Below are 26,032 nucleotides of genomic sequence, written 5' to 3' on the forward strand. Positions count from 1 at the left end.
TGCGTCAAAGAGCCACACGCGCCGTGCCAGGCGGCCTGCTTCGTTTATACTCCTGGCGATCCGCCTGCAGCGCTCACCGGGAGAGCTCATGCTCGCCGCCGTAAAACTGACTTCCGCCACCCGCCAGAACCTCTGGCGCCTGACGTTCATTCGTACCCTGGTACTGGCCGCACAGGCCGGTTCCGTCGGGCTCGCGTATTGGTTCGACCTGCTGCCATTGCCGTGGCTGCAACTGGCCGTGACCCTCGGCTTTTCCACCGTGCTGTGTGTGTTTACGGCCATTCGGCTGCGTACCACCTGGCCGGTGACCGAGCTGGAATACGCCCTGCAGTTGGCTTGCGACCTGTTTATCCACAGTGTGCTGCTGTATTTCTCCGGTGGTTCCACCAATCCGTTCGTCTCGTATTACCTGGTGCCACTGACCATTGCCGCCGTGACCTTGCCATGGCGCTACTCGGTGGTGCTGTCGGGTATCGCGCTGATGCTGTACACCTTGCTGCTGGCACAGTTCTACCCGTTGCAGACCTTCCCTATCGCTATGGAAAATCTGCAGATTTATGGGATGTGGCTGAGCTTTGCGCTGTCTGCGGCGGTGATTACTTTCTTTGCCGCGCGCATGGCCGAAGAGCTGCGTCGCCAGGAAGAATTACGCGCCATTCGCCGCGAAGAAGGCCTGCGTGACCAGCAACTCCTGGCCGTCGCCACCCAGGCCGCCGGTGCCGCTCACGAGCTGGGCACGCCGTTGGCGACCATGAGCGTGCTGCTCAAGGAAATGACCCAGGACCATCACGACCCGGCCCTGCAAGAAGACTTGAGCGTGCTGCAGGAACAGGTCAAGCAGTGCAAGCTGACCCTGCAGCAATTGGTGCGCGCCGCCGAAGCCAATCGCCGCCTGGCGGTGGAAATGCAGGACGTGACCCAGTGGCTCGACGAAGCCCTGAACCGCTGGCACCTGATGCGCCCCGAAGCCAGTTACCGCTTCAACCTGCTGGGCCAGGGCAGCGTGCCGCGCATGGCGCCGCCGCCGGACCTGACCCAAGCCTTGCTCAATCTGCTCAACAACGCTGCCGACGCCTGCCCCGAAGGGCTGGGCGTGCAGCTGGATTGGGATGCCGAAGACGTGACCATCAGTATTCGTGACCACGGCGCTGGCGTGCCGCTGGCCATTGCCGAGCAGATCGGTAAACCCTTTTTTACCACCAAGGGCAAAGGCTTCGGCCTCGGCCTGTTTTTGAGCAAGGCCAGCGTGACCCGCGCGGGCGGCTCAGTGAAGCTCTATAGTCATGAGGAAGGTGGCACGCTCACCGAGCTGCGCCTGCCCCGTGTCGCACGAGGAGATATCGATGAGTGACGAGATCCAAGTCGAAGGCGAAGAACTGCCGCACCTGTTGCTGGTAGATGACGATGCCACCTTTACCCGCGTGATGGCGCGTGCCATGAGCCGCCGTGGTTTCCGCGTAAGCACCGCAGGCTCGGCCGAAGAAGGCCTGACCATCGCCCAGGCCGATTTGCCGGACTACGCCGCGCTCGACCTGAAAATGGACGGCGACTCCGGGCTGGTGCTACTGCCTAAACTGCTGGAACTCGACCCGGAAATGCGCGTGGTGATCCTCACCGGCTACTCCAGCATCGCCACCGCTGTCGAGGCCATCAAGCGCGGCGCCTGCAACTACCTGTGCAAGCCGGCAGACGCCGACGACGTGCTGGCCGCCTTGCTCTCCGAGCACGCTGACCTCGATACCCTGGTGCCGGAAAACCCGATGTCGGTGGACCGCCTGCAGTGGGAACACATCCAGCGCGTACTGACCGAGCACGAAGGCAATATCTCCGCCACCGCCCGCGCCCTGGGCATGCACCGACGGACTTTGCAGCGCAAGCTGCAGAAGCGCCCAGTACGGCGCTGAACAAAGTCTGAACAATCCGCTTCAGGCCGCAGGGAGCTCTGAACCGATCGTCTATGATCGGTTCAAACGCCTGTCATCTTTTCCCTATCGAGCCTGAACGATGAATCAGAACGCTGACTATGGCGCGGTCAATGACGCGGTGCGTGGGCAATTCTTGCGCCGAACCTGGGCGATGATCACGCCCTATTGGCGCAGTGAAGAGAAGGGCAAGGCTTGGTTGCTACTGGTCGCACTGGTTGGCCTGTCGCTGTTCAGCGTGGCGATCTCGGTGTGGATCAACCACTGGTACAAGGATTTCTACAACGCCCTGGAGAAGAAGGACACCGCCGCCTTCTGGCAGTTGATCGGCTATTTTGGCGGGATTGCCGCCGTGGCGATTCTCGGCGCGGTATACCGCCTGTACCTGACCCAGATGCTGACCATTCGCTGGCGTGCCTGGCTCACCGAAAAGCACTTCGCACGGTGGCTCGCCGACAAGAACTACTACCAGATGGAGCAGGGCGGCTACACCGATAACCCGGACCAGCGAATATCCGAAGACCTCAATAACTTCACCTCGAATACGTTGGGCCTGGGCCTGGGTCTGCTGCGCAATATCGTCAGCCTGGTGTCTTTCTCGATTATTTTGTGGGGCGTTTCCGGCAGCATCGAGGTGTTTGGCTTTACCATCCCGGGTTACATGTTCTGGTGTGCGCTGGTCTACGCCGGGATCGGCAGTTGGATAACCCACTTGATCGGCCGTCGCTTGATCGGCCTGAGCAACCAACAGCAACGCTTCGAAGCGGACCTGCGTTTCTCCATGGTGCGCGTGCGCGAGAATGCCGAGAGCATCGCCCTGTATAACGGCGAGCCGAATGAAAACCAGCGCTTGAGCGCACGTTTCGGCAAGGTCTGGCGCAACTTCTGGGACATTATGAAAGTGTCCAAGCGCCTGACCTTCTTCACCGCCGGGTATGAACAGATCGCAACCATCTTTCCCTTTATCGTCGCTGCGCCGCGCTATTTCGCCGGCAAGATCGAACTGGGTGAGCTGATGCAAATCAACTCGGCGTTCGGCAATGTGCAGGGCAACTTCAGCTGGTTTATCAGCGCTTACGCTGACCTCGCCAGCTGGCGCGCGACCAGTGATCGTCTGCTCAGCTTCCACCAGGCCATGAGTGAAAACGAGCAGCGTGCCCCGGCCATTGATGTGCGCCCGGAAGGCGAGCGTCTGGTGGTGAAAGACTTGGGCATGGACTTGGCCGACGGTCGCCACTTGCTGACCGATGGCGACATGACCGTGGAGCCGGGCGAGCGTGTGATGCTCAGCGGGCGTTCCGGCAGCGGTAAAAGTACCTTGCTGCGCGCCATGGGGCACTTGTGGCCGGCGGGCCACGGCAGCATCCGCCTGCCGGCGGCGCGTTACCTGTTCCTGCCGCAGAAACCGTATCTGCCGATTGGCACCCTGAAGGCCGCGCTGAGTTATCCACAGGCCGACAGCGTCTACCCGCCGGAACGTTATGCACAGGTGCTCGAAACCTGCCGCTTGCCGCACTTGGTCGGCCGTCTGGACGAAGCCAACCACTGGCAACGCATGCTCTCGCCGGGTGAGCAGCAACGCCTGGCGTTTGCCCGCGCGCTGTTGTTTGCACCGCAATGGCTGTACATGGACGAAGCCACCTCGGCGATGGATGAAGAGGATGAGGCAACGTTGTACCAAGCCTTGATCGATGAGTTGCCGGGGCTGAGCATCGTCAGAGTCGGCCATCGCAGCAGCCTCAAGCGCTTCCATGGGCGGCATGTGCGGATCGAGGGTGGGCGTCTTCAGGAGCAACTCGTCTCCTGAGGCCGAACTCGATCAATGTGGGAGCCGGGCTTGCCCGCGATGGGGGTCGATGGCGGTGTAAGCTGGCACACCGCGATCGCAGGCAAGCCAGCTCCCACATTTGATCGGTGTTGGCTGATGAAGTGAGTGCCCAACAAAAAGCCCGGCTGATCATCGATCAGCCGGGCTTTTTTTATTGCTTGAAAATGACTTACTTCTTCAAGCCGTAATGCTCATCCAGCATGCCCGGGGCGTTCGGCGTTTTTGGCGCGTAGTCCCGTGGTGGCTCCTGGTTTTCCCGCGGTGGGGTCAGGCGCTCCCGCGCAGTTTGCGGGGCATCGGAATGCAACGCAGCCAGCAGGCGCTGACGGGTGATGTCGTCGAGGGCCAGGCGGTTGGCGCCATCGGCGAGGTGATCCTGTACTTCCTGGTAGCTCTGGGTGAGCTTCTTGACCAGGGTCGCGGTGCTGTTGAAGTGGGTAACAACCTCGTTCTGATAACTGTCAAAACGTTCCTGAATGTCATCCAACTGACGCTGCGTGCGGTTAGGCGCGGCATTCGGCAGCAGGCGGGCAACCAGGAATCCAATGGCGACACCGGCAACCAAGGCGAGAGTCGGCAACAACCAAACTAAGAGCGAGTGTTCCACGAGTCCTTCCTCTATAAACGGCTTTGCTTTACGTTAACGGCTCAAACCTGCGCTGTATACCGCGATTAAGCTCGCAATGATGCCATGCACAGACTTTTAGCTAGACGAGTCGACCCTTTGAGAGGTCACGGAGTTCATTCCTTGCTCATGCGTGAAACCCCCGTTTTGATCGATGGCCCGGTTGGCCAATTGGAAGCCCTGTACCTTGATCACCCCGAGCCACGTGGCCTGGCGCTGATCTGCCACCCTAACCCGGTGCAGGGCGGGACCATGCTCCATAAAGTTGTCTCGACCCTGCAACGCACCGCCCGCGATGCCGGTTTGATTACTTTACGTTTCAATTACCGTGGCGTCGGTGCCAGCGCCGGTACACACGATATGGCCACCGGTGAAGTGGACGATGCCGAAGCGGCTGCCACCTGGCTGCGGGAAAAACACCCCGACCTGCCGATCACCCTGCTCGGTTTTTCCTTTGGCGGTTACGTGGCCGCCAGCCTCGGCGGCCGTTTGGAAGCCAAGGGTGAAAAGCTCGCGAACCTGTTCATGGTTGCCGCCGCCGTGATGCGCCTGCGCGATACCGACCTGCTGCCCCAAGGCTGCCCATTGACCCTGATCCAGCCGGAAACCGACGAAGTGGTCGACCCGCAGCTGGTCTACGACTGGTCTGGCGCCTTGAAACGCCCCCATGAGCTGCTGAAAGTGGCAGAATGCGGTCACTTTTTTCATGGCAAGCTGACCGATCTCAAGGATCTGGTGCTGCCGCGCCTCTCGAATTGATAGCAGTCTGATAAGCGATTACCCATGACGACTCGTACCCGTATCCTCACCGGCATCACCACCACCGGCACGCCGCACCTGGGCAACTACGCTGGCGCGATCCGCCCGGCGATCCTTGCCAGCCAAGACGCGAATGCCGACTCCTTCTACTTCCTGGCCGACTACCACGCCTTGATCAAGTGCGATGACCCGCAGCGCATCCAGCGCTCGCGTATGGAAATCGCCGCGACCTGGCTGGCCGGTGGCCTGGATGTGAACCGGGTGACTTTCTATCGCCAGTCCGACATCCCGGAAATTCCCGAGCTGACCTGGCTGCTGACCTGCGTCGCCGCCAAGGGCCTGCTCAACCGCGCCCATGCCTACAAGGCCTCGGTGGACAAGAACGTGGAAACCGGTGAAGACCCGGACGCGGGCATCACCATGGGCCTGTACAGCTACCCGGTACTGATGGCGGCGGACATCCTGATGTTCAACGCACACAAAGTGCCGGTCGGTCGCGACCAGATCCAGCACGTGGAAATGGCCCGCGACATCGGCCAGCGTTTCAACCACCTGTTTGGCAACGGTAAAGAATTCTTCACCATGCCCGAGGCGTTGATCGAAGAAAGCGTCGCCACCTTGCCGGGCCTGGATGGCCGCAAGATGTCGAAAAGCTACGACAACACCATCCCGTTGTTCACCAGCGCCAAGGACATGAAAGACGCCATCTCGCGGATCGTCACCGATTCCCGCGCGCCTGGCGAAGCCAAAGACCCGGACAACTCGCACCTGTTCACCCTGTTCCAGGCGTTTGCCACCAAGGCCCAGGAAGAAGAGTTCCGCGCTGAGTTGTTGCAAGGTTTGGGCTGGGGCGAGGCGAAGAGCCGTCTGTTCCAACTGCTCGACAGCCAACTGGGTGAGGCGCGCGAGCGTTATCACCAGTTGATGTCGCGCCCTTCGGACATGGAAGACCTGCTGCTGATCGGCGCCAAGAAGGCCCGTGCCGTAGCGGCGCCGTTCCTGGCCGAGCTGCGTGAGGCGGTGGGCCTGCGTTCATTCGTCAATGAGGCTGCGGCGCCGGTGGCGACCAAGAAGAAAACCGCCAAAGCCGCGCGCTTTGTGAGCTTTCGCGAAGACGACGGCAGTTTCCGCTTCCGCTTGCTGGCGGCCGATGGCGAGCAACTGCTGCTGTCGCGCAACTTTGCCGATGGCAAAGCGGCCGGTGCGGTAACCAAGCAATTGCAAAGATGGTGACGCGCTGGACGTGCGAACTGAAGTGCTGAGCTTCAGCGTGTGGCTGGACGGCGCTGCTGTGGCCGACAGTGCGACCTTCGCCGATATGGCATCACGTGATGCTGCCATCGAAGCCCTGCGCGTCGCGTTGACCCCCATCGAGGATTAACCCGACCAAGGGTTGATTGCCATTCTTCAGGGCCGTCGTTACAGTGACGGCCCGTTTTTGTTGCCTTGCTAACGAAATTATGACGCCCCTAGAACGATATCAAGCTGATCTGAAACGTCCTGAATTCTTCCATGACGCTGCCCAGGAAACTGCGGTGCGTCATTTGCAGCGCCTGTACGACGACCTGGTCGCGGCCTCGCAAAGCAAGCCAGGGATGTTCAGCAAGCTGTTTGGCAAGAAAGACCACACGCCGGTCAAAGGCTTGTACTTCTGGGGTGGCGTGGGCCGCGGCAAGACTTACCTGGTCGACACCTTCTTTGAAGCGCTGCCGTTCAAGGAAAAGGTACGTACGCACTTCCACCGCTTCATGAAGCGCGTGCACGAAGAAATGAAGACCTTGCCGGGCGAGAAAAACCCGCTGACCATCATCGCCAAGCGCTTCTCCGACGAAGCGCGGGTGATCTGCTTCGATGAGTTCTTCGTCTCCGACATCACCGATGCCATGATCCTCGGCACCCTGATGGAAGAGCTGTTCAAGAATGGCGTGACCTTGGTTGCCACCTCGAACATCGTGCCCGACGGCTTGTACAAGGACGGCCTGCAACGCGCGCGCTTCCTGCCGGCCATCGCGCTGATCAAGCAGAACACCGAGATCGTCAACGTCGACAGCGGCGTCGACTACCGCCTGCGGCACCTTGAGCAGGCCGAGCTGTTCCACTTCCCGCTGAACGAAGCGGCGCACGAAAGCCTGAAAAAAAGCTTCCGCGCGCTCACGCCGGAATGCACCCAGGCGGTGGAAAACGACAAGTTGATGATCGAGAACCGCGAAATCATCGCGCTGCGCACCTGCGATGACGTGGCCTGGTTCGAATTCCGCCAACTGTGCGACGGCCCGCGCAGCCAGAACGACTACATCGAACTGGGCAAGATCTTTCACGCGGTGATTTTGAGCGGCGTGGAGCAGATGAGCGTCACCACCGACGACATCGCGCGCCGGTTTATCAACATGGTCGACGAGTTTTACGACCGCAACGTCAAGCTGATCATCTCGGCGGAAGTCGAACTCAAGGACCTCTACACCGGCGGTCGCTTGAACTTTGAATTCCAGCGCACGTTGAGCCGCTTGTTGGAAATGCAGTCCCACGAGTTCCTGTCGCGTGGGCATAAGCCGTAAGCGGTGTGATTGATATAAAAGGCCCGCAGCGATTGCGGGCCTTTTTATTTTGGGTGTTGGTTAAAAAGTGATCTGGTCTTCAGTGGGCGGCGCCGGTTTTACGAGCGTCTTTATGTCACCCTCCACCTTGTAGATCGCGCCGTCCGCCCCCTTAACAAATTCGGGCGCCGCTTCCTCTTCCTTCTTTTTTCGATCCTTTTTTAACTGTTCAGTCTCATTTTCCTTGGATGTAATTGCGCCTGTCTCGTTCGGCTGTACAGCCGACCTGAAAGAGCTGCTTCCTATGGATGACATGATTGAGTCTCCGTCCTAGTTTGAGCCAAGTGAATTTAGAAAAAGCCCTTCGTGATCCGCAGCGCAGTTCGGCAGAAATAGGCGACTTTTTCCTCGCTTAAAATGCCAGAGGTCCCGGGCGTTGCGGGTTCGTCCTCGTCCTGTCTAGCTGTAGGAATTGGAGGTCTTGCAGGCAGGTATTGCTTAAGGCCTTGGTTAAGGCTGCATGGGGTTTTCAGTTCGACCCTGCACCATTGCGGTATGGCAGGGTCGTTTGCATCGTCAGGGGCTGTATCTACGCGGCTTGCTGAAATTGCTGCCGGTACTGGTTTGGCGACAACTCCGTGTGCTGGCGGAACAACCGCGCAAAGAAGCTCGCATCGTCGTAACCCACCTCATAACTGATGGTCTTGATGCTCTTGCGGCTGCCCGAAAGCAAGCCCTTGGCGGTCTCGATGCGCAGGCGTTGCAGGTAATGCAGCGGCTTGTCACCCGTCGCTGTCTGGAAGCGGCGCATAAAGTTGCGAATGCTCATACCGTGTTCCCGGGCGACGTCTTCGAAGCGGAACTTGTCGGCAAAATGCTCTTCGAGCCAGTGCTGGATCTGCAGGATGATCACGTCTTGGTGCAGCTTCTGCCCACCAAACCCGATGCGCCCCGGCGCGTAGCTGCGCTGCACTTCGTAAAGAATATCGCGGGCCACGGCTTGGGCGATGTTGGCGCCGCAGAAACGTTCGATCAAGTAGATGTAGAGGTCGCACGCCGAGGTGGTGCCACCGGCGCAATACAGGTTGTCGGCGTCGGTCAGGTGCTTGTCCTGGTTGAGCTGCACCTTGGGGAAGCGTTCGCTGAAGGCATTGAAGAAGCGCCAGTAAGTGGTCGCCTCCTTGCCATCCAACAGCCCGGCTTCAGCGAGCCAGAACACCCCGGTGGCTTCGCCGCAGAGCACGGCGCCACGGGCGTGTTGCTGGCGCAGCCAAGGCATCACTTGCGGGTAGCGCGTGCACAGCGCGTCGAAGTCATCCCAGAAGGCCGGTAAGACGATGATGTCGGCGTCTTCCAGGCCGCCGTCCACCGGCATGATCACATCACTGAAGCTGCGCACCGATTGCCCGTCGGGGCTGACCAGGCGCGTTTCAAACGCTGGGGTCAGGCCCAGGCCTTGTTGCTTGCCATACCGCAGGCTGGCGAGATGGAAGAAATCCTTGGCTTGCATGAGGGTTGAAGCGAATACCCGATCAATGGCCAAAATGCTGACGCGCCGTAGGGGCGTGGAGATTTGGTTAGACATAATTTCATTTATTCTTATAGGGGAAAGTGGTCACCAGACGGCTGGATCGTCTTATTTTTTGTCGCATGTGTCCAGTGTCCCGTGACGCCTTCGCGGCTTAGTCTCTGTGGTCTGGTCTTTGTCCGACAATCCCCACAGGTGACCCATGATCCCCAGAACCTTGTTCAGCTCGGAGCACGAACTCTTCCGCGAGAGCGTGCGCACCTTCCTCGAAAAACACGCTGCGCCGTTCCATGGGCAATGGGAGAAGCAGGGCTACATCGACCGTGATCTGTGGAGCAAGGCAGGGGAGGCGGGCATGCTCTGCTCCCACTTGCCGGAGGAATATGGCGGCCTGGGCGCGGACTTTCTCTACAGCGCGGTAGTGATCGAGGAGATCAGCCGCCTTGGTTTGACCGGCATCGGTTTCTCGCTGCATTCGGACATCGTCGCGCCGTACATCCTGCATTACGGCAGTGAAGCGCTGAAACACAAATACCTGCCCAAATTGATCTCTGGCGAGATGGTCACGGCCATCGCCATGACCGAGCCGGGGGCCGGTTCCGACTTGCAGGGCGTTAAGACCACCGCCGTGTTGGAGGGCGATGAGTACGTGATCAACGGCTCCAAGACCTTTATCACCAACGGCTTTCTCGCCGAGTTGGTGATCGTGGTGGCCAAGACCGATCCCAAGGCCGGTGCGAAGGGCACCAGCCTGTTTCTGGTGGAAGCCGATACGCCGGGCTTCGACAAGGGCAAGCGCCTGGAGAAGGTAGGCATGAAGGCTCAGGACACGTCGGAGTTGTTCTTCCAGGACGTGCGCGTGCCCAAGGAAAATCTGTTGGGTCAGGCGGGCATGGGCTTCGCGTATTTGATGCAGGAGTTGCCCCAGGAGCGTCTGACCGTGGCGATTGGCGCGCTGTCGTCGGCCGAGGCGGCGCTGCAGTGGACCTTGGAATACACCCGCGAGCGCAAGGCGTTCGGCAAGGCGATTGCCGATTTCCAGAACACCCGGTTCAAGCTCGCGGAGATGGCGACTGAGATTCAGATTGGCCGTGTGTTCGTCGACAAGTGCATGGCGTTGCACCTGGAGGGCAAGCTAGACGTGCCTACGGCGGCGATGGCCAAGTATTGGGCCACGGACCTGCAGTGCAAGGTGCTCGATGAGTGCGTGCAGTTGCACGGCGGCTACGGCTACATGTGGGAATACCCGATTGCGCGGGCCTGGGCGGATGCGCGGGTGCAGCGGATTTATGCGGGGACCAATGAGATCATGAAGGAGATTATCGCGCGGGCGCTTTGATGGTTTTGTAGTGCTGCGTAAGGCTCCATCGCAGGCAAGCCAGCGCCCACATTTGACTGTGTTCACAGTTCAAAATGTGGGAGCCGGGCTTGCCCGCGATGGGGTTTAGGGATCAATCAAGGCGCGGGGTTCGGATGATCCTTCTGAATCGCCTCAATCCCTTCGAGCACTTCCTTCGACAGCTTCAGGTCAGCACTGGCAATGTTGCTGTCCAGCTGTTCCAGTGTCGTGGCACCAATAATGTTGCTGGTCACAAACGGCTGTTGCGTCACAAAGGCCAGGGCCATCTGTGCCGGGTCCAGACCCTGTTCCCGCGCCAGCGCCACATAACGGCTGCATGCCGCTTCCGACTGCGGGTTGAAGTAACGGCTGAAGCGGCTGTATTCGGTCAGGCGAGCCTTTGCCGGGCGTGCGCCACCTTCGTACTTACCGCTGAGCATGCCGAACGCCAGCGGCGAGTAGGCCAGCAGGCCGCACTGCTCTCGCATGGCGACTTCCGCCAGGCCCACTTCAAAGCTGCGGTTGAGCAGGTTGTAGGGGTTCTGGATCGACACCGCGCGTGTCCAGCCACGGGCTTCGGCCAGGGCGAGGAATTTCATAGTGCCCCACGGGGTTTCGTTGGACAGGCCGATGTGGCGGATCTTGCCGGCCTTGACTTGTTCGTCCAGCGCTTCGAGGGTTTCTTCCAGCGGGGTCAGGTCGTCTTCGTCTTTGTGCTTGTAGCTCAGTTGGCCGAAGAAGTTGGTGCTGCGTTCCGGCCAGTGCAGCTGGTAGAGGTCGATCCAGTCGGTTTGCAGGCGTTTGAGGCTGGCATCCAGGGCGTCGACGATGTGTTTGCGGTTGTGGCGCAGGTGGCCGTCGCGGATGTAGTCGATGGTGTTGCCGGGGCCGGCGATTTTGCTGGCGAGGATCCAGTCGGCACGGTCGCCGCGGCTTTTGAAGTAATTACCGATGTAACGCTCGGTGGTGGCATAGGTGTCGGCCTTGGGCGGCACCGGGTACATTTCTGCCGTGTCGAGGAAGTTGATCCCCGCGGCCTTGGCCCGTTCGATCTGCGCGAAGGCCTCTGCCTCGCTGTTCTGCTCGCCCCAGGTCATGGTGCCCAAGGCTATCGCGCTTACGTTCAGATCGGTGCGGCCCAGCTGTCGATAATCCATCCGGTACTCCTTCGGGGAAAACAATCATAAAAGCAGGTTGAATTTTTTTTCGCAATCTGCATAATTGCCCACCTCTTTCTGCAGTGGAAGTGATGCGCCGCCTGCCGAAGAATCTTGCCGTTGAACGGACGCGCCGACCCGAGCCCCCGATAGCGTCTGTATCCGGCTGCCTTTGACTTGTCAAAGTACGCACTATTCAGTAAGATCCGCCGTCTAATTTACAGGGCGGCCCCTGAGGCTATTAAAGAATGACAACTTTTACTGCAAAACCGGAAACAGTTCAGCGCGACTGGTTTGTCGTCGACGCCGCTGGTCAGACCCTGGGTCGTCTGGCCACTGAAGTCGCCAGCCGTCTGCGTGGCAAGCACAAGCCTGAGTACACCCCTCACGTTGACACCGGTGACTACATCGTGATCATCAACGCTGAGCAGGTACGTGTTACCGGCAACAAAGCGCAAGACAAAATGTACTACCGTCACTCCGGTTTCCCAGGCGGTATCAAGTCTTCCAACTTTGAAGGCCTGATTTCCAAGAAGCCTGAAGCCCCGATCGAAATCGCGGTCAAAGGCATGCTGCCGAAGGGCCCACTGGGTCGCGATATGTTTCGCAAGCTGAAAGTCTATGCGGGCGCTGTACACCCTCATGCTGCTCAGCAGCCCCAAGAACTGAAGTTTTAACGGAATAGTTCATTATGTCGGCGACTCAAAATTACGGCACTGGCCGTCGCAAAACCGCAACCGCACGCGTTTTCCTGCGTCCGGGCACTGGTAACATCTCGATCAACAACCGCACTCTGGAAAACTTCTTCGGTCGCGAAACTGCCCGCATGGTAGTTCGTCAGCCGCTGGAATTGACCGAGACAGTTGAAAAGTTCGACATCTACGTCACCGTTATCGGTGGCGGTGTAAGTGGTCAAGCTGGCGCAATCCGCCACGGTATCACTCGCGCTCTGATGCAGTACGACGAAACCCTGCGTGGCGCTCTGCGCAAAGCTGGCTTCGTAACTCGCGATGCTCGTGAAGTTGAACGTAAGAAAGTCGGTCTGCGTAAAGCGCGTAAGCGTCCGCAGTACTCGAAGCGTTAATTCGCTTTACGTTCCACAAAAACGCCCAACTCCTTACGGAGCTGGGCGTTTTTTATTGCCTACGATTTATGCATAAATTTCGCCGTGACAACTTGCCACATCCGTAGACCCCCTATACTACAAGGCCTGGGGAGGGAGCCTTGGGCAATTCCCTTGTCATACGTGGGGCTTTTCATTACCATTCGGCAAAATTTTTATAAGTAAAGATTCAACACTTAGTAGACGCCTGATTTAACAGGCCAAAAAGCTGATGGGAGAGGACTGAATGAGCAATGACGGCGTGAATGCAGGCCGGCGTCGCTTCTTAGTAGCAGCCACATCCGTGGTGGGTGCTGCAGGAGCGGTGGGGGCTGCGGTCCCGTTCGTGGGGTCATGGTTTCCCAGTGCCAAGGCGAAAGCCGCTGGTGCACCGGTGAGGGTGAATGTCAGCAAGATCGACCCAGGCCAGCAGATGATTGCTGAGTGGCGCGGTCAGCCGGTCTTCATCGTTCGTCGTACTGAGGAAATCTTGGGGAATCTGAAGAAAATCGAAGGTCAGCTGTCTGACCCCGACTCGAAGAATTCCGACCAACCCGCCTACGTCGATAAGGAAATTCGTTCGATCAAGCCAGAGATCCTGCTGCTGATCGGTATCTGCACCCACTTGGGTTGCTCGCCTACTTTCCGCCCCGAAGTTGCTCCAGCAGACCTGGGAAAAGACTGGGTTGGGGGCTATTTCTGCCCTTGCCACGGCTCCCACTACGACCTCGCTGGCCGCGTCTACAAGTCACAACCCGCACCACTGAACCTGCCAGTTCCGCCGCATCATTACGAGACTGACAGTGTCATTGTCATTGGCGTCGACGAGGGGGAGAAAGCCTGATGAGCAAGTTCATGGATTGGGTGGATGCGCGCTTCCCCGCTACCAAAATGTGGGAAGACCATCTCAGCAAATATTACGCGCCAAAAAACTTCAACTTCTTCTACTTCTTCGGCTCCCTGGCGCTGTTGGTGTTGGTCAACCAACTCGTCACCGGCGTCTGGCTGACGATGAGCTACACGCCGTCGGCAGAAGAGGCCTTTGCGTCCGTTGAAGGGATCATGCGCGATGTCGAGTACGGCTCGATCTTGCGTCTATTGCACTCCACCGGCGCTTCAGCGTTCTTCATCGTGGTCTACATGCACATGTTCCGTGGCTTGCTCTACGGTTCGTACCAGAAGCCACGCGAGCTGGTGTGGGTGTTTGGCATGCTGATCTACCTGGCACTGATGGCCGAAGCCTTCATGGGCTACCTGCTGCCGTGGGGCCAGATGTCGTACTGGGGCGCCCAGGTGATCATCTCGCTGTTTGGTGCGATCCCGGTCATCGGTAACGACCTGACCCAGTGGATCCGCGGTGACTACCTGATCTCCGGCATCACCCTGAACCGCTTCTTCGCCTTGCACGTGGTGGCCTTGCCAATCGTGATTCTGGGCTTGGTGGTGCTGCACATTCTGGCGCTGCACGAAGTGGGTTCGAACAACCCAGATGGCGTGGATATCAAGAAACACAAAGACGAAAACGGTATCCCGCTGGATGGTATTCCGTTCCATCCGTACTACACCGTGAAAGATATTGTCGGCGTGGTCGTGTTCCTGTTCATCTTCTGCTCGATCGTGTTCTTTTTCCCGGAGATGGGCGGTTACTTCCTCGAAAAGCCTAACTTCGAACAGGCCAACGCCTTCAAGACGCCTGAGCACATCGCCCCGGTTTGGTACTTCACACCGTTCTACGCCATCTTGCGGGCGATTCCAGACAAGCTAATGGGCGTAGTTGCCATGGGGGCTTCGATTGCTCTGTTGTTTGTACTGCCTTGGCTCGACCGTAGCCCGGTCAAGTCCATGCGCTACAAGGGCTGGTTGAGCAAGATCTGGCTGTGGGTGTTCTGCATCTGCTTCGTGCTGCTGGGTTGGACGGGCGTCAAGGCGCCGACGCCGCAATTAACGTTGCTGTCGCAGGTCTGCACCTTCCTGTACTTCGCCTACTTCATTCTGATGCCGTTCTACACCCGGCTCGAGAAGACCAAACCGGTTCCGGAAAGGGTGACTGGCTGATGAAAAAGTTATTTGTTGCTTTGATGCTTGCGGCACTGCCGCTACTGTCCTTCGCGGCCGAGCATGGCCCCGAGCTGGAAAAAGTCGATATCGACGTGTCTGACAAGGCCGCCATGCAGGACGGGCTGCGTACCTTCAGCAACTACTGCATGGGCTGCCACAGCGCCAAGTTTCAGCGCTACGAGCGTGTCGCCGATGACCTGGGCATCCCCCATGACGTGATGCTCAGCCACGCGGTGTTCACCGGCGCGAAGATCGGCGACCACATGAGCATCGGCATGCAACCGGCTGATGCCAAGGCCTGGTTCGGGGCTGCACCGCCCGACCTGACCCTGGTGGCCCGTGTTCGCGGCACCGATTGGCTCTATGGTTACCTGAAATCCTTCTACGAAGACCCGGCGCGCCCTTATGGCGTCAACAACAAAGTCTTCCCGAACGTCGGTATGCCTAACGTTCTGGTCGGCCTGCAGGGTCGCCAAGTGGTAGGATGCAAGCAGGTTCAGGTCGTCGAAGACGGCAAGAAGCAATATGATCCGTTGACCGGTACGCCTTTGACTCATGAAGCGTGCGATCAACTGACCATCGTGCCCAAGACTGGCGCGCTGAACGAAGAGCAGTTTGACGAGAAGGTCAAGAATCTGGTGACCTTCCTGGCCTACTCGGCCAACCCGGTCAAACTGGAACATCAGCGCATCGGTACCTATGTATTGCTGTACCTGGCTTTCTTCTTTGTGTTCGCCTATCTGCTCAAACGCGAATACTGGAAGGATGTGCATTGATCCAACTGTAAGCAATTGCTGTTAATCTTGCGCGCCCAGCGGCATCTCTGAACACGTAGCGCTCTGGTTGAACCAGGCACTGCAGAGATGCTCTCTGGGCGCGCTCGTTTTTGAGCTTTCGATAATTTCAACAAGCGAGGAGGACCGCCATGGGCGTGACCAACCGGTTGGCCTGTTACTCCGACCCCGCCGACCACTATTCCCACCGAGTACGCATCGTGCTCGCAGAGAAGGGTGTCAGCGCCGAGATCATCAGTGTGGAGGTGGGTCGTCATCCGCCGAAACTGATCGAAGTGAACCCTTACGGCAGCTTGCCCACCCTGGTCGATCGTGACCTGGCGTTGTGGGAGTCAACCGTGGTGATGGAATACCTGGATGAGCGTTACCCGCATCCACCTTTGCTGCCGGTCTACCCGGTGGCGCGTGCCAACAGCCGCCTGCTGATCCATCGGATTCAGCGTGACTGGTGCGGGCTGGTGGATTTGATTCTGGATACACGCAGTAAAGAAGCCGCTCGAGTGCAGGCGCGCAAGGAATTGCGTGAGAGCCTGACCGGTGTTTCGCCGCTGTTCGCCGACAAACCTTTTTTCCTCAGCGAGGAACAAAGCTTGGTGGATTGCTGCCTATTACCCATACTCTGGCGCTTGCCGATCCTGGGCATTGAACTGCCACGGCCGGCCAAGCCGTTGCTTGATTACATGGAGCGCCAGTTTGCGCGTGAGGCTTTCCAGGCGAGTCTGTCTGGCGTCGAACGCGATATGCGCTAAGGCTTAAGGAGCCGCTGATGAACTCCAGTCGACCCTACTTGGTCCGCGCGCTCTATGAGTGGATTGTGGACAACGATTGCACCCCGCACATGCTGGTCAACTCTGAATTCCCCAAGGTTGATGTGCCGCAGGGTTTCGCCAGTGATGGGCAGATCGTGCTGAACGTATCACCCAGTGCTGTGCGCCACCTGCATATGGACAATGAAGCTGTCAGCTTCGAAGGGCGTTTCGGCGGTGTGCCGCATACGCTGTTCGTGCCGATTGGTGCCATCCTCGGGATCTATGCTCGGGAAAATGGCCAGGGCATGGTGTTCGATCTGGAGTCGCCTTTCGAGGACGACGAAGCGATCGAAGGCGAAGGCGGTGATGATGTGCCACCACCAGACTCCGAGCCTCCGCGTCCAAGCGGCCGGCCGAGCCTGAAAGTGGTGAAGTAAGCGGCTTTCACCCTAGGGTGAGCCTGAAAAATGCCTCGACTTGTGTCGGGGCTTTTTTTTGCGCAAAGGATGTGGGTGAAAGTCGCGACCGGACGGTGATCGTACAACCGCCATGGGCTATGATGCGGGCTCAAGTTCGCCGAGAAAGATGGATTCATCATGGAAAATGCCAACACCGCCCCTCGTCTTCCCCGCAAGCGCCGCAGCCTTGCCCAGGAATTGGTCACGGTGTTGTCCGAGCAGATTCGCGACGGCCAACTCAAACGCGGCGACAAGTTGCCTACCGAATCCGCAATCATGGAAGCCCATGGGGTCAGCCGCACCGTGGTGCGTGAAGCCATCTCGCGTTTGCAGGCGGCGGGGCAGGTGGAAACCCGCCACGGTATCGGCACTTTTGTATTGGACACGCCAAGCCCCAGCGGCTTCCGGATTGACCCGGCCACGGTGGTGACGCTGCGTGATGTGCTGGCGATTCTGGAGCTGCGTATCAGCCTGGAAGTGGAGTCCGCCGGCCTCGCAGCCTTGCGTCGTAGCGACGAACAGCTGGCCGCCATGCGTGCTGCCCTCGACGCCTTGAATGAAAGCGCCGCCCACGCTGGCGATGCTGTCGCGTCAGACTTCGCGTTCCACCTGGAAATTGCGCTGTCCACTGGCAATCGCTACTTCACCGACATCATGACCCACCTGGGCACCAGCATCATTCCGCGTACCCGCTTGAATTCAGCGCGCCTGGCCCATGATGACCAGCAGCACTACATGGGCCGCCTGAGCCGCGAACACGAAGAGATTTATGAGGCGATTGCTCGCCAGGATTCGGACGCGGCACGCGCGGCCATGCGCCTGCATCTGACTAACAGCCGCGAACGGCTGCGCCATGCCCATGAAGAGGCACAAGCGCAGCGCTGATCTAGTGTGGGAGCTGGCTTGCCTGCGATAGCATCACTTCGGTCTGTCTGACAGGTCGAGTCGCCCGCATCGCAGGCAAGCCAGCTTCCACAGTGATCATTCCCACGCAGAGCGTGGGAATGATCAAACCTACTTAGCTCGCAGGTTGGTTTGGCTTGTAGTCCTTGAGCAGCAGGTACGTACTCCAACCCCACCAATCATTGGTCCAGTGCTTGTCGTTCAGGTCATTCACGTCCTTGCGGCGCAGCACCTTGTTGCCTTCCATCTTGAACAGCGGCGAAAAGTTATTCGCCGGGTTCTGCGCCGCGTTCAAATCCGGCACATACAGCGGCGCCTTGAAGTTGGCCGGGGAGGGCGCGACACCGCTGATAAAGGTCTCGAAGATTTCATCTGCCGACGCCTGCACCGCACGTTTGACCATCGCCCGATTGTCCGCGTCGATGGCATCGAAGTAGCGTTTATCCCCATAGGCATGCCATTGATCACCCTTGGCGTTGCGCACCTTGAGCCCAAACTTGCTGTCTTCATCGTGCATGAAGCGGCTGATCAGCGAGCCCAGTTCCCCTGGCGTCACCACGGCCGCCAATTGTTTACGCGGCACGCGCAGGTGGCCGGCGGAAAACAGGTCGGTCAAAAAATGATCAGCAAAGCTGTTCATGGCATAGGCCAATTCCAGTGCTTGGTCGGTGCCGGTTTGATGCGCCACCACCGCCTGTTGCAGCGCCGCCGTATGGCCGGCCAGATAGGCTGACAGCGCCCACTCGCCAAAGTGGTCGGCGTTGTCTGCCGCCAATTTCAGATAGCGCCCCAGCGGAATCAAGGCCGACACCGCACTGCCACCGCCGGTGATGCGGTTCCATTCCTCGGACAACGTATCACCCAGCGCGTCATACGCTTCATGGGGTTGTTTGCCGTCCTTGATCGCCTGCTTGACCGCGTTGATCTCCTTTTGCATCACCGCGAGGATTTTCCCGGCTTCTGCCCGTGAGGCTGGCAGCACAGCCAACGAATTGAACGCAGCGCTAAAGCGTTGCACACGCTCGGCGGGGGAGGCGCCATCGCTGATGGGCTGGCCGGGAATGCCATAGAAGTCACCGCCCAGGGCGATCACCTGGCCGTAGGTCAGTGCCAGCCCGTTGGGCAAGTGCAGCTCGACTTGGTGCGCTGGAATCGCCGGGGCGTCCTTGACGAAACGCAGCAGGGTTTCATCGCCGATAGCAGTGTGTTCACCGCCTTCGAAGCGCAGGGCCGGTGGGATTTTTTCGGGTGCTGCGAGTTCAAGATCTGACATGTTAGCTCCTTGCTATGTCGTAGGAATCTTCCTTAATAACTGTATGTATATACAGCTGTGTCGAGCATAGAGGAAAAAAGTCCTACGTCAAGAAGTCACGTTTAAACACTTAGCCGCAGATGAGGCCCGATGAATTGCAGTTGACGAATAGTTTTATAGTTGTACGATGACGTACGACATCGCCACAACCAACAACAACCTTTCGACAGAAAGTCTTCGCCCAGGGTGTTCGAATAATGAATCCACAAGAACTGAAGTCCATCCTCTCCCACGGTCTGTTGTCTTTCCCCGTGACCGATTTCAATGCGCAGGGTGACTTCCACCAGGCTGGCTACATCAAGCGTCTGGAATGGCTGGCCCCTTACGGCGCCACCGCCTTGTTCGCCGCCGGCGGCACCGGTGAGTTTTTCTCCCTGGCTGCCAGCGAATATTCTCAAGTGGTGAAGACCGCTGTTGATACCTGCGCCACCAGCGTGCCGATCCTTGCCGGCGTCGGTGGTTCGACCCGCCAAGCCATCGAGTACGCCCAGGAAGCCGAGCGCCTGGGCGCCAAAGGCTTGCTGCTGCTGCCGCATTACCTGACCGAAGCCAGCCAGGACGGGGTTGCCGCTCACGTAGAAGCGGTGTGCAAATCGGTCAAGATCGGCGTGGTGGTCTACAACCGCAACGTCTGCCGCCTGACCGCGCCTTTGTTGGAACGCCTGGCTGAGCGCTGCCCTAACCTGATCGGCTACAAAGACGGCCTGGGTGACATCGAGTTGATGGTGTCGATCCGCCGTCGTCTTGGCGACCGTTTCAGCTACCTCGGCGGCTTGCCGACTGCAGAGGTTTACGCCGCTGCCTACAAGGCCTTGGGCGTGCCGGTGTACTCCTCGGCGGTGTTTAACTTCATCCCGAAAACCGCGATGGACTTCTACCACGCGATTGCCAAAGACGATCACGCCACCGTCGGCAAGATCATCGACAACTTCTTCCTGCCTTACCTCGACATCCGCAACCGTAAAGCCGGGTATGCCGTGAGCATCGTCAAGGCCGGTGCAAAAATCGCCGGCTACGACGCAGGCCCGGTGCGCACGCCGCTGACCGACCTGCTGCCGGAAGAATATGAAGCCCTGGCCGCGCTGATCGACAAGCAAGGTCCGCAGTAACTTATCAACAAGGCCGCTGAGAGATCAGCGGCCTTTTGCGTCAGGAGAAGATGTGTGTCCCAAGCCAAACGTTTTGAAAACTACATCAACGGCGAGTGGGTGGCCGGTGCCGACTACTGCAACAACATCAACCCGTCGGAGTTGTCCGATGTTATTGGCGAATACGCCAAGGCTGACGTAGCCCAAGTCAACGCTGCCATCGACGCCGCCCGTGCCGCTTTCCCGGCTTGGTCGACCTCCGGCATCCAGGCTCGCCACGATGCCCTGGATAAAGTCGGCAGCGAAATCCTTGCCCGCCGTGAAGAACTCGGCACCCTGCTGGCCCGGGAAGAGGGCAAGACCCTGCCCGAAGCCATCGGCGAAGTGACCCGCGCCGGTAACATCTTCAAGTTCTTCGCCGGTGAATGCCTGCGCCTGTCTGGTGACTACGTGCCGTCGGTGCGCCCGGGCGTCAACGTTGAAGTGACCCGCGAAGCCTTGGGTGTGGTCGGCTTGATCACCCCGTGGAACTTCCCGATTGCAATCCCCGCCTGGAAAATCGCTCCGGCCCTGGCCTACGGCAACTGCGTAGTGATCAAGCCGGCCGAATGGGTGCCCGGCTGCGCCTGGGCCCTGGCCGAAATCATCTCCCGCGCCGGCTTCCCCGCCGGTGTGTTCAACCTGGTGATGGGCAGCGGCCGTGTGGTGGGTGACGTGCTGGTCAACAGCCCGAAAGTCGACGGCATCAGCTTTACCGGCTCGGTCGGCGTGGGGCGTCAGATCGCCGTCAGTTGCGTATCGCGCCAGGCCAAAGTGCAGTTGGAAATGGGCGGCAAAAACCCACAGGTCATCCTCGATGACGCCGACCTCAAGCAGGCCGTCGAGCTCTCGGTACAGAGCGCGTTCTACTCCACCGGTCAGCGTTGCACCGCCTCAAGCCGTTTGATTGTTACTGCCGGTATCCACGACCAGTTCGTCGTGGCCATGGCCGAGCGCATGAAGTCGATCAAAGTTGGCCACGCGCTGAAAAGCGGCACCGACATCGGCCCGGTGGTTTCCCAGGCCCAGTTGGACCAGGACATGAAGTACATCGACATCGGCCAAAGCGAAGGCGCGCGACTGGTCAGCGGTGGTGGCTTGGTGACCTGCGACACCGAAGGTTACTACTTGGCGCCGACGTTGTTTGCCGACAGCGAAGCCGCCATGCGCATCAGCCGTGAAGAGATCTTCGGCCCAGTGGCCAATGTGGTGCGCGTAGCAGATTACGAGGCGGCGCTGGCCATGGCCAACGACACCGAGTTCGGCCTGTCGGCGGGCATTGCCACCACCTCGCTGAAGTACGCCAACCACTTCAAGCGCCACTCCCAGGCCGGGATGGTGATGGTCAACCTGCCGACCGCCGGGGTGGACTACCACGTGCCGTTCGGTGGCCGTAAGGGCTCGTCTTATGGTTCGCGCGAGCAGGGTCGCTATGCGCAAGAGTTCTACACCGTGGTGAAGACCAGCTACATCGGTTCGTAGGAAACGCCCCGGTAGGCACCGGCTTGTGTGGGCGCTGGCTTGCCTGCGATGCAGTCACCTTGGTGCTTCAATGAGACCGAGGCGATGCTATCGCAGGCAAGCCAGCTCCCACAGAAAGCGGCTCCTGCAGTTAAAACAGAAATGATTACCCGCAAAAAAAATAATTAGTGGGAGTACTTCTTCATGCAAGCGACCAAGCCGACCCACGTCCGCTATTTGATCCTGCTCATGCTGTTTGTGGTGACCACGATCAACTACGCCGACCGGGCAACTATCGCCATCGCCGGTTCCAGCCTGCAAAAAGACCTCGGCATCGACGCGGTCACCCTCGGTTACATCTTCTCCGCATTCGGTTGGGCCTACGTGGCCGGGCAAATTCCCGGTGGCTGGCTGCTGGACCGGTTCGGCTCGAAAAAAATCTATGCCCTGAGCATCTTCACCTGGTCGCTGTTCACCGTGCTGCAAGGCTATGTGGGTGAATTCGGGGTCTCCACCGCCATCGTCGCGTTGTTCATGCTGCGCTTTTTGGTGGGCCTGGCTGAGGCGCCGTCGTTTCCTGGAAATGCCCGCATTGTTGCGGCGTGGTTTCCTACGGCTGAACGCGGCACGGCCTCGGCAATTTTCAACTCGGCGCAGTACTTCGCTACGGTGCTGTTTGCACCGCTGATGGGCTGGATCGTCTATACCTTCGGCTGGCAACACGTGTTTATCGTGATGGGCAGCATCGGCATCCTGTTCTCGCTGATCTGGCTGAAACTTATCCACAGCCCGCGCCAGCACCCGATGATCAACGCGGCCGAACTCAAGTACATCGCTGAGAACGGTGCGATGGTCGACATGGATCAAGACAAGGCCAAGGGCCAGAAAATCGACGGCCCGAAGTGGGACTACATCCGCCAGTTGCTGACCAACCGCATGATGCTCGGCGTATACCTGGGCCAGTACTGCATCAACGGCATCACCTATTTCTTCCTCACCTGGTTCCCGGTGTACCTGGTGCAGGAGCGTGGTATGACGATTCTCAAGGCCGGCTTCATTGCTTCGCTGCCGGCGGTCTGCGGGTTTATCGGCGGGGTATTGGGTGGGTTGATTTCCGATTACCTGCTGCGCAAGGGCCATTCCCTGACGTTCGCGCGCAAGGCGCCGATCATTGGTGGGTTGCTGGTGTCGTCCAGCATCGTGGCGTGCAACTACGTGGATATCGAATGGATGGTGGTGGGCTTCATGGCCTTGGCCTTCTTCGGTAAAGGCGTTGGCGCACTCGGTTGGGCGGTGGTGTCTGACACCTCTCCGAAACAAATAGCCGGGCTCAGTGGCGGCCTGTTCAATATGTTTGGCAACCTGGCGTCGATCAGCACGCCGATCGTGATTGGCTACATCATCGCCACCACCGGCTCGTTCAAGTGGGCCTTGGTGTTCGTCGGCGCTAACGCGCTGCTGGCGGTATTCAGCTACCTGGTGATTGTCGGCCCGATCAAGCGTGTGGTGCTCAAAGAGCCGCCCAGCAAAGGGCCAGAGCTGACCCAACTTACCGAAGCGCATTCCTGAGGGGCGATGTAATGCAGTTGATTGAACATGCCGACTCACCGCGCTCGATCCGTTTGCACGCGCGCGACAACGTGGTGATCGTGGTCAACGACCAGGGCGTACCTGCGGGCACCGAGTTCCCGGACGGCCTGGTGACCGTGGATTTCATCCCACAGAGCCACAAGGTGACCCTGGAAGACATCCCCGAAGGCGGTCAGATTATTCGCTACGGCCAGACCATTGGTTACGCCCTGGCGCCGATTCCACGAGGTAGTTGGGTGCAGGAAGACCAACTGCGCATGCCCACCGCGCCACCGTTGGACAGCCTGCCGCTGTCCACCGAAGTGCCGCAAGCCCAGGCGCCGTTGGAAGGCTTCACGTTTGAGGGTTACCGCAACGCCGACGGCACCGTGGGCACGCGCAATATCCTGGGCATCACCACCACGGTGCAGTGCGTCACCGGCGTGCTGGACCATGCGGTCAAGCGCATCAAGGAGGAGTTGCTGCCCAAGTACCCGAACGTCGATGACGTGGTGGCGCTGACCCACAGCTACGGCTGCGGCGTGGCGATCACTGCGACGGATGCGTATATCCCGATCCGCACCGTGCGCAACCTGGCGCGCAACCCGAACCTGGGCGGCGAAGCGCTGGTGATCAGCTTGGGCTGCGAGAAACTGCAGGCCGGGCAGGTGATGCACGACAACGACAGCTCCGTCGACCTGAGCGAGCCGTGGCTGTATCGGCTGCAGGATTCCAGCCATGGGTTTACCGAGATGATCGAGCAGATCATGGCGCTGGCCGAGGTGCGCTTGAAGAAACTCGACCAGCGCCGCCGCGAAACCGTGCCAGCGTCGGAGTTGATCCTGGGCATGCAGTGCGGTGGCAGTGATGCGTTTTCCGGCATCACCGCCAACCCCGCGCTGGGCTACGCCTCGGACCTGCTGCTGCGGGCTGGGGCTACGGTAATGTTTTCCGAAGTCACTGAAGTGCGTGATGCGATTTACCTGCTGACGTCGCGCGCTGAAAGCAAAGAAGTTGCCCTAGCCCTTGTAAGAGAAATGGACTGGTACGACCGTTACCTGGCCAAAGGCGAGGCGGATCGCAGCGCCAACACCACGCCGGGTAACAAGAAGGGCGGGTTGTCGAATATTGTCGAGAAGTCTCTGGGCTCCATCGTCAAATCCGGCAGCAGCGCGATCAATGGCGTGCTCGGCCCGGGCGAGCGTTTCAAGCGCAAAGGCCTGATCTTTTGCGCCACGCCGGCCAGTGACTTTGTGTGCGGCACCTTGCAATTGGCGGCTGGGATGAACCTGCATGTGTTCACCACCGGGCGTGGCACGCCGTACGGGCTGGCGATGGCGCCGGTGGTGAAGGTTTCCACGCGTACGGAATTGGCGCAGCGCTGGCCGGACCTGATCGATATCGACGCCGGACGCATCGCCACCGGGCGTGCGAGCATTGAGGCATTGGGCTGGGAGTTGTTCCACTTCTACCTGGATGTGGCCAGCGGCAAGAAGCAGACGTGGGCGGAGCAGCATAAGCTGCATAACGACATCACCTTGTTCAACCCGGCGCCCATTACCTGAGACCTACCCGGACGTTGTGGGAGCAGGCAAGCCAGCTCCCACATTGATCGGTGTTGCCCGACACCGGCGTGTGGGAGCAGGCAAGCCAGCTCCCACATTTGATCGGTGTTGCCCGGACGAACCGGGCCGCATGGCTTATCATTAGCCACCTGACGACACCCACCAAGGTTCTCCCCGGCATGCTGGCTATCTTCCTCACCACCCTCACCATCACCGCGCCGGTGTTTGCCATGCTGTTCCTCGGTGTGCTGCTCAAGCGCATCAACTGGATCAACGACAACTTTATCCACACCGCGTCGTCACTGGTGTTTAACGTCACCATGCCAGCGCTGCTGTTTCTGGGCATTCTGCATGCCGACCTGCACTCGGCGCTCAAGCCGGGGCTGCTGATCTATTTCGCCGTTGCCACGTTGCTCAGCTTTGCCCTGGCCTGGGGTTGGGCGCTCTATCGTTGCCCGCGTGAAGACCGCGGCATCTACACCCAGGGCGCGTTTCGCGGCAATAACGGCGTGATCGGCCTTGCGCTGGCGGCCAGCATGTACGGCGACTATGGCATTTCCCTCGGCGCGATCCTCGCCGCGCTGGTGATCCTGTTCTACAACACGCTGTCGACCATCGTGCTGGCGGTGTACAGCCCGGTGATCAAGTCCGACCCGTGGAGCATCTTCAAAAGTGTGGTGGCCAACCCGCTGATCATCAGCGTGATTGCCGCCGCGCCGTTCGCGATCTTCAAGATCGGCCTGCCGGGGTGGCTGGAGTCGTCTGGCCAGTACCTGGCGGACATGACCTTGCCGCTGGCGTTGATCTGCATCGGCGGCACTTTGTCGTTGGCGGCCTTGCGCAAAAGCGGGAGCATGGCGTTGAGTGCCAGCCTGGTGAAGATGATCGGCCTGCCGCTCTTCGCGACGCTGGGCGCATGGCTGCTGGGCTTTCGGGGGCCGGAACTGGGGATTTTGTTTCTGTATTTTGGCGCGCCGACGGCGGCAGCGAGTTTTGTCATGGCCCGGGCGGCCGAGGGTAATCATGAGCTGGCGGCGGCGATTATTGTGATTACTACCTTGATGGCGGCGGTGACCACCAATATCGGGATTTTTGTGTTGCAGGCGGGTGGTTGGATCTGAAGGTTGTGGTGGGGTTGAAGGCCAATCGCAGACAAGCCAGCTCCCACATTCGACCGCATGCTCATGCTGCAACTCGGTCAAGTGTGGGAGCTGGCTTGTCGGGTCGCCGCGCCGCTGCGAT

At 59.3% G+C, this 26,032-nt stretch carries 24 protein-coding genes and 1 pseudogene; 20 read left to right on the top strand and 5 right to left on the bottom strand.

What is annotated here, in order from left to right:
- Window positions 1–88: 88 nt before the first annotated feature.
- The 3 genes from GJU48_RS03985 (at window position 89) to GJU48_RS03995 (ending at window position 3,729) form a co-directional block, all read left to right on the top strand.
- Window positions 89–1,351: an ATP-binding protein gene (locus GJU48_RS03985; RefSeq protein ID WP_094950393.1), complete on the top strand. Its 1,263-nt coding sequence runs from the start codon at window positions 89–91 to the stop codon at window positions 1,349–1,351.
- The gene (locus GJU48_RS03990; protein WP_003171731.1) at window positions 1,344–1,904 is read left to right on the top strand and encodes a response regulator transcription factor; all 561 of its coding nucleotides are present in this window, start codon (window positions 1,344–1,346) and stop codon (window positions 1,902–1,904) included. The genes GJU48_RS03985 and GJU48_RS03990 overlap by 8 nt, the downstream gene beginning before the upstream one ends.
- A 100-nt stretch (window positions 1,905–2,004) precedes the next feature.
- The gene (locus GJU48_RS03995; RefSeq protein WP_094950394.1) at window positions 2,005–3,729 is read left to right on the top strand and encodes an ABC transporter ATP-binding protein/permease; all 1,725 of its coding nucleotides are present in this window, start codon (window positions 2,005–2,007) and stop codon (window positions 3,727–3,729) included.
- 190 nt (window positions 3,730–3,919) lie between these two features.
- Here GJU48_RS03995 and GJU48_RS04000 read toward each other — a convergent pair whose 3' ends face one another.
- Window positions 3,920–4,357 carry a YhcB family protein gene (locus tag GJU48_RS04000; protein ID WP_094950395.1) on the bottom strand — a complete coding sequence of 146 codons (438 nt, stop codon included), beginning with the start codon at window positions 4,355–4,357 and terminating at the stop codon, window positions 3,920–3,922.
- A gap of 147 nt (window positions 4,358–4,504) precedes the next feature.
- On the opposite strand from GJU48_RS04000, the gene GJU48_RS04005 reads away from it, so the two are divergent.
- From GJU48_RS04005 to zapE, 3 genes and pseudogenes are all read left to right on the top strand, one after another.
- Entirely contained in the window at window positions 4,505–5,134 is a 630-nt protein-coding gene (locus GJU48_RS04005) for an alpha/beta hydrolase (protein WP_094950396.1), read from the top strand.
- A 24-nt stretch (window positions 5,135–5,158) separates the two neighbouring features.
- Window positions 5,159–6,515, top strand: a pseudogene (locus tag GJU48_RS04010) (tryptophan--tRNA ligase).
- A 79-nt stretch (window positions 6,516–6,594) separates the two neighbouring features.
- Window positions 6,595–7,689: a cell division protein ZapE gene (zapE, locus tag GJU48_RS04015; RefSeq protein ID WP_012722199.1), complete on the top strand. Its 1,095-nt coding sequence runs from the start codon at window positions 6,595–6,597 to the stop codon at window positions 7,687–7,689.
- Between the two features lie 60 nt (window positions 7,690–7,749).
- Here zapE and GJU48_RS04020 read toward each other — a convergent pair whose 3' ends face one another.
- Entirely contained in the window at window positions 7,750–7,983 is a 234-nt protein-coding gene (locus GJU48_RS04020) for a hypothetical protein (protein ID WP_094950398.1), read from the bottom strand.
- Window positions 7,984–8,257: 274 nt separating this feature from the next.
- Window positions 8,258–9,178, bottom strand: a complete 921-nt coding sequence (locus GJU48_RS04025) for a GlxA family transcriptional regulator (RefSeq protein ID WP_176462922.1) — start codon at window positions 9,176–9,178, stop codon at window positions 8,258–8,260.
- Between the two features lie 220 nt (window positions 9,179–9,398).
- Between GJU48_RS04025 and GJU48_RS04030 the strand changes: the two genes are divergently transcribed.
- A complete protein-coding gene (locus tag GJU48_RS04030; RefSeq protein ID WP_094950400.1) occupies window positions 9,399–10,535 on the top strand; it encodes an acyl-CoA dehydrogenase family protein in 1,137 nt (378 codons plus the stop codon).
- Window positions 10,536–10,651: 116 nt separating this feature from the next.
- Here the strand turns inward: GJU48_RS04030 and GJU48_RS04035 are convergent, their stop codons facing one another.
- Window positions 10,652–11,692 (bottom strand): NADP(H)-dependent aldo-keto reductase, encoded by a 1,041-nt coding sequence (locus tag GJU48_RS04035; protein WP_094950401.1) that lies wholly within the window; start codon window positions 11,690–11,692, stop codon window positions 10,652–10,654.
- A 248-nt stretch (window positions 11,693–11,940) separates the two neighbouring features.
- On the opposite strand from GJU48_RS04035, the gene rplM reads away from it, so the two are divergent.
- The 8 genes from rplM (at window position 11,941) to GJU48_RS04075 (ending at window position 17,738) form a co-directional block, all read left to right on the top strand.
- Complete coding sequence (gene rplM / locus GJU48_RS04040; protein ID WP_003171742.1) at window positions 11,941–12,369, top strand: 50S ribosomal protein L13; 429 nt, start codon at window positions 11,941–11,943, stop codon at window positions 12,367–12,369.
- A 14-nt stretch (window positions 12,370–12,383) separates the two neighbouring features.
- Window positions 12,384–12,776: a 30S ribosomal protein S9 gene (gene rpsI, locus GJU48_RS04045; RefSeq protein WP_003216038.1), complete on the top strand. Its 393-nt coding sequence runs from the start codon at window positions 12,384–12,386 to the stop codon at window positions 12,774–12,776.
- A gap of 265 nt (window positions 12,777–13,041) precedes the next feature.
- On the top strand, window positions 13,042–13,638 hold the full coding sequence (gene petA, locus GJU48_RS04050; protein WP_094950402.1) for a ubiquinol-cytochrome c reductase iron-sulfur subunit: 597 nt from the start codon (window positions 13,042–13,044) through the stop codon (window positions 13,636–13,638).
- Window positions 13,638–14,849: a cytochrome b gene (locus GJU48_RS04055; protein WP_094950403.1), complete on the top strand. Its 1,212-nt coding sequence runs from the start codon at window positions 13,638–13,640 to the stop codon at window positions 14,847–14,849. Before petA ends, GJU48_RS04055 begins: the two co-directional genes overlap by 1 nt.
- Window positions 14,849–15,628 (top strand): cytochrome c1, encoded by a 780-nt coding sequence (locus GJU48_RS04060; RefSeq protein ID WP_094950404.1) that lies wholly within the window; start codon window positions 14,849–14,851, stop codon window positions 15,626–15,628. Before GJU48_RS04055 ends, GJU48_RS04060 begins: the two co-directional genes overlap by 1 nt.
- A gap of 149 nt (window positions 15,629–15,777) precedes the next feature.
- On the top strand, window positions 15,778–16,395 hold the full coding sequence (locus GJU48_RS04065) for a glutathione S-transferase N-terminal domain-containing protein (RefSeq protein ID WP_027604841.1): 618 nt from the start codon (window positions 15,778–15,780) through the stop codon (window positions 16,393–16,395).
- 17 nt (window positions 16,396–16,412) lie between these two features.
- Window positions 16,413–16,832, top strand: a complete 420-nt coding sequence (locus GJU48_RS04070) for a ClpXP protease specificity-enhancing factor (protein ID WP_094950405.1) — start codon at window positions 16,413–16,415, stop codon at window positions 16,830–16,832.
- Between the two features lie 159 nt (window positions 16,833–16,991).
- On the top strand, window positions 16,992–17,738 hold the full coding sequence (locus GJU48_RS04075; RefSeq protein ID WP_083360156.1) for a FadR/GntR family transcriptional regulator: 747 nt from the start codon (window positions 16,992–16,994) through the stop codon (window positions 17,736–17,738).
- Window positions 17,739–17,871: 133 nt separating this feature from the next.
- Here the strand turns inward: GJU48_RS04075 and GJU48_RS04080 are convergent, their stop codons facing one another.
- Window positions 17,872–19,029: a phospholipase gene (locus GJU48_RS04080; RefSeq protein ID WP_094950406.1), complete on the bottom strand. Its 1,158-nt coding sequence runs from the start codon at window positions 19,027–19,029 to the stop codon at window positions 17,872–17,874.
- 236 nt (window positions 19,030–19,265) lie between these two features.
- On the opposite strand from GJU48_RS04080, the gene kdgD reads away from it, so the two are divergent.
- The 5 genes from kdgD (at window position 19,266) to GJU48_RS04105 (ending at window position 25,911) form a co-directional block, all read left to right on the top strand.
- On the top strand, window positions 19,266–20,177 hold the full coding sequence (gene kdgD / locus GJU48_RS04085) for a 5-dehydro-4-deoxyglucarate dehydratase (protein WP_064450699.1): 912 nt from the start codon (window positions 19,266–19,268) through the stop codon (window positions 20,175–20,177).
- Window positions 20,178–20,231: 54 nt separating this feature from the next.
- The gene (locus GJU48_RS04090) at window positions 20,232–21,677 is read left to right on the top strand and encodes an aldehyde dehydrogenase family protein (protein WP_094950407.1); all 1,446 of its coding nucleotides are present in this window, start codon (window positions 20,232–20,234) and stop codon (window positions 21,675–21,677) included.
- Window positions 21,678–21,860: 183 nt separating this feature from the next.
- Complete coding sequence (locus GJU48_RS04095; RefSeq protein ID WP_094950408.1) at window positions 21,861–23,225, top strand: MFS transporter; 1,365 nt, start codon at window positions 21,861–21,863, stop codon at window positions 23,223–23,225.
- 11 nt (window positions 23,226–23,236) lie between these two features.
- Entirely contained in the window at window positions 23,237–24,790 is a 1,554-nt protein-coding gene (gene garD, locus GJU48_RS04100; protein ID WP_094950409.1) for a galactarate dehydratase, read from the top strand.
- Between the two features lie 179 nt (window positions 24,791–24,969).
- Complete coding sequence (locus GJU48_RS04105; protein WP_094950410.1) at window positions 24,970–25,911, top strand: AEC family transporter; 942 nt, start codon at window positions 24,970–24,972, stop codon at window positions 25,909–25,911.
- The last annotated feature ends 121 nt before the right edge of the window (window positions 25,912–26,032 follow it).

This window comes from Pseudomonas sp. IB20 (assembly GCF_009707325.1).
Classification (GTDB): domain Bacteria; phylum Pseudomonadota; class Gammaproteobacteria; order Pseudomonadales; family Pseudomonadaceae; genus Aquipseudomonas.

Bases quoted from the DNA above. Each gene is read 5' to 3' on its own strand.
- GJU48_RS03990 (WP_003171731.1), top strand. From the start codon at position 1,344: ATGAGTGACGAGATCCAAGTCGAAGGCGAAGAACTGCCGCACCTGTTG.
- GJU48_RS04070 (WP_094950405.1), top strand. From the start codon at position 16,413: ATGAACTCCAGTCGACCCTACTTGGTCCGCGCGCTCTATGAGTGGATT.
- GJU48_RS03995 (WP_094950394.1), top strand. From the start codon at position 2,005: ATGAATCAGAACGCTGACTATGGCGCGGTCAATGACGCGGTGCGTGGG.
- petA (WP_094950402.1), top strand. From the start codon at position 13,042: ATGAGCAATGACGGCGTGAATGCAGGCCGGCGTCGCTTCTTAGTAGCA.
- GJU48_RS04105 (WP_094950410.1), top strand. From the start codon at position 24,970: ATGCTGGCTATCTTCCTCACCACCCTCACCATCACCGCGCCGGTGTTT.
- GJU48_RS04080 (WP_094950406.1), bottom strand. From the start codon at position 19,029: ATGTCAGATCTTGAACTCGCAGCACCCGAAAAAATCCCACCGGCCCTG.
- GJU48_RS04075 (WP_083360156.1), top strand. From the start codon at position 16,992: ATGGAAAATGCCAACACCGCCCCTCGTCTTCCCCGCAAGCGCCGCAGC.
- GJU48_RS03985 (WP_094950393.1), top strand. From the start codon at position 89: ATGCTCGCCGCCGTAAAACTGACTTCCGCCACCCGCCAGAACCTCTGG.
- kdgD (WP_064450699.1), top strand. From the start codon at position 19,266: ATGAATCCACAAGAACTGAAGTCCATCCTCTCCCACGGTCTGTTGTCT.
- garD (WP_094950409.1), top strand. From the start codon at position 23,237: ATGCAGTTGATTGAACATGCCGACTCACCGCGCTCGATCCGTTTGCAC.
- GJU48_RS04065 (WP_027604841.1), top strand. From the start codon at position 15,778: ATGGGCGTGACCAACCGGTTGGCCTGTTACTCCGACCCCGCCGACCAC.
- GJU48_RS04035 (WP_094950401.1), bottom strand. From the start codon at position 11,692: ATGGATTATCGACAGCTGGGCCGCACCGATCTGAACGTAAGCGCGATA.
- GJU48_RS04095 (WP_094950408.1), top strand. From the start codon at position 21,861: ATGCAAGCGACCAAGCCGACCCACGTCCGCTATTTGATCCTGCTCATG.
- rpsI (WP_003216038.1), top strand. From the start codon at position 12,384: ATGTCGGCGACTCAAAATTACGGCACTGGCCGTCGCAAAACCGCAACC.
- GJU48_RS04005 (WP_094950396.1), top strand. From the start codon at position 4,505: ATGCGTGAAACCCCCGTTTTGATCGATGGCCCGGTTGGCCAATTGGAA.
- GJU48_RS04020 (WP_094950398.1), bottom strand. From the start codon at position 7,983: ATGTCATCCATAGGAAGCAGCTCTTTCAGGTCGGCTGTACAGCCGAAC.
- GJU48_RS04030 (WP_094950400.1), top strand. From the start codon at position 9,399: ATGATCCCCAGAACCTTGTTCAGCTCGGAGCACGAACTCTTCCGCGAG.
- GJU48_RS04060 (WP_094950404.1), top strand. From the start codon at position 14,849: ATGAAAAAGTTATTTGTTGCTTTGATGCTTGCGGCACTGCCGCTACTG.
- rplM (WP_003171742.1), top strand. From the start codon at position 11,941: ATGACAACTTTTACTGCAAAACCGGAAACAGTTCAGCGCGACTGGTTT.
- zapE (WP_012722199.1), top strand. From the start codon at position 6,595: ATGACGCCCCTAGAACGATATCAAGCTGATCTGAAACGTCCTGAATTC.
- GJU48_RS04025 (WP_176462922.1), bottom strand. From the start codon at position 9,178: ATGCAAGCCAAGGATTTCTTCCATCTCGCCAGCCTGCGGTATGGCAAG.
- GJU48_RS04055 (WP_094950403.1), top strand. From the start codon at position 13,638: ATGAGCAAGTTCATGGATTGGGTGGATGCGCGCTTCCCCGCTACCAAA.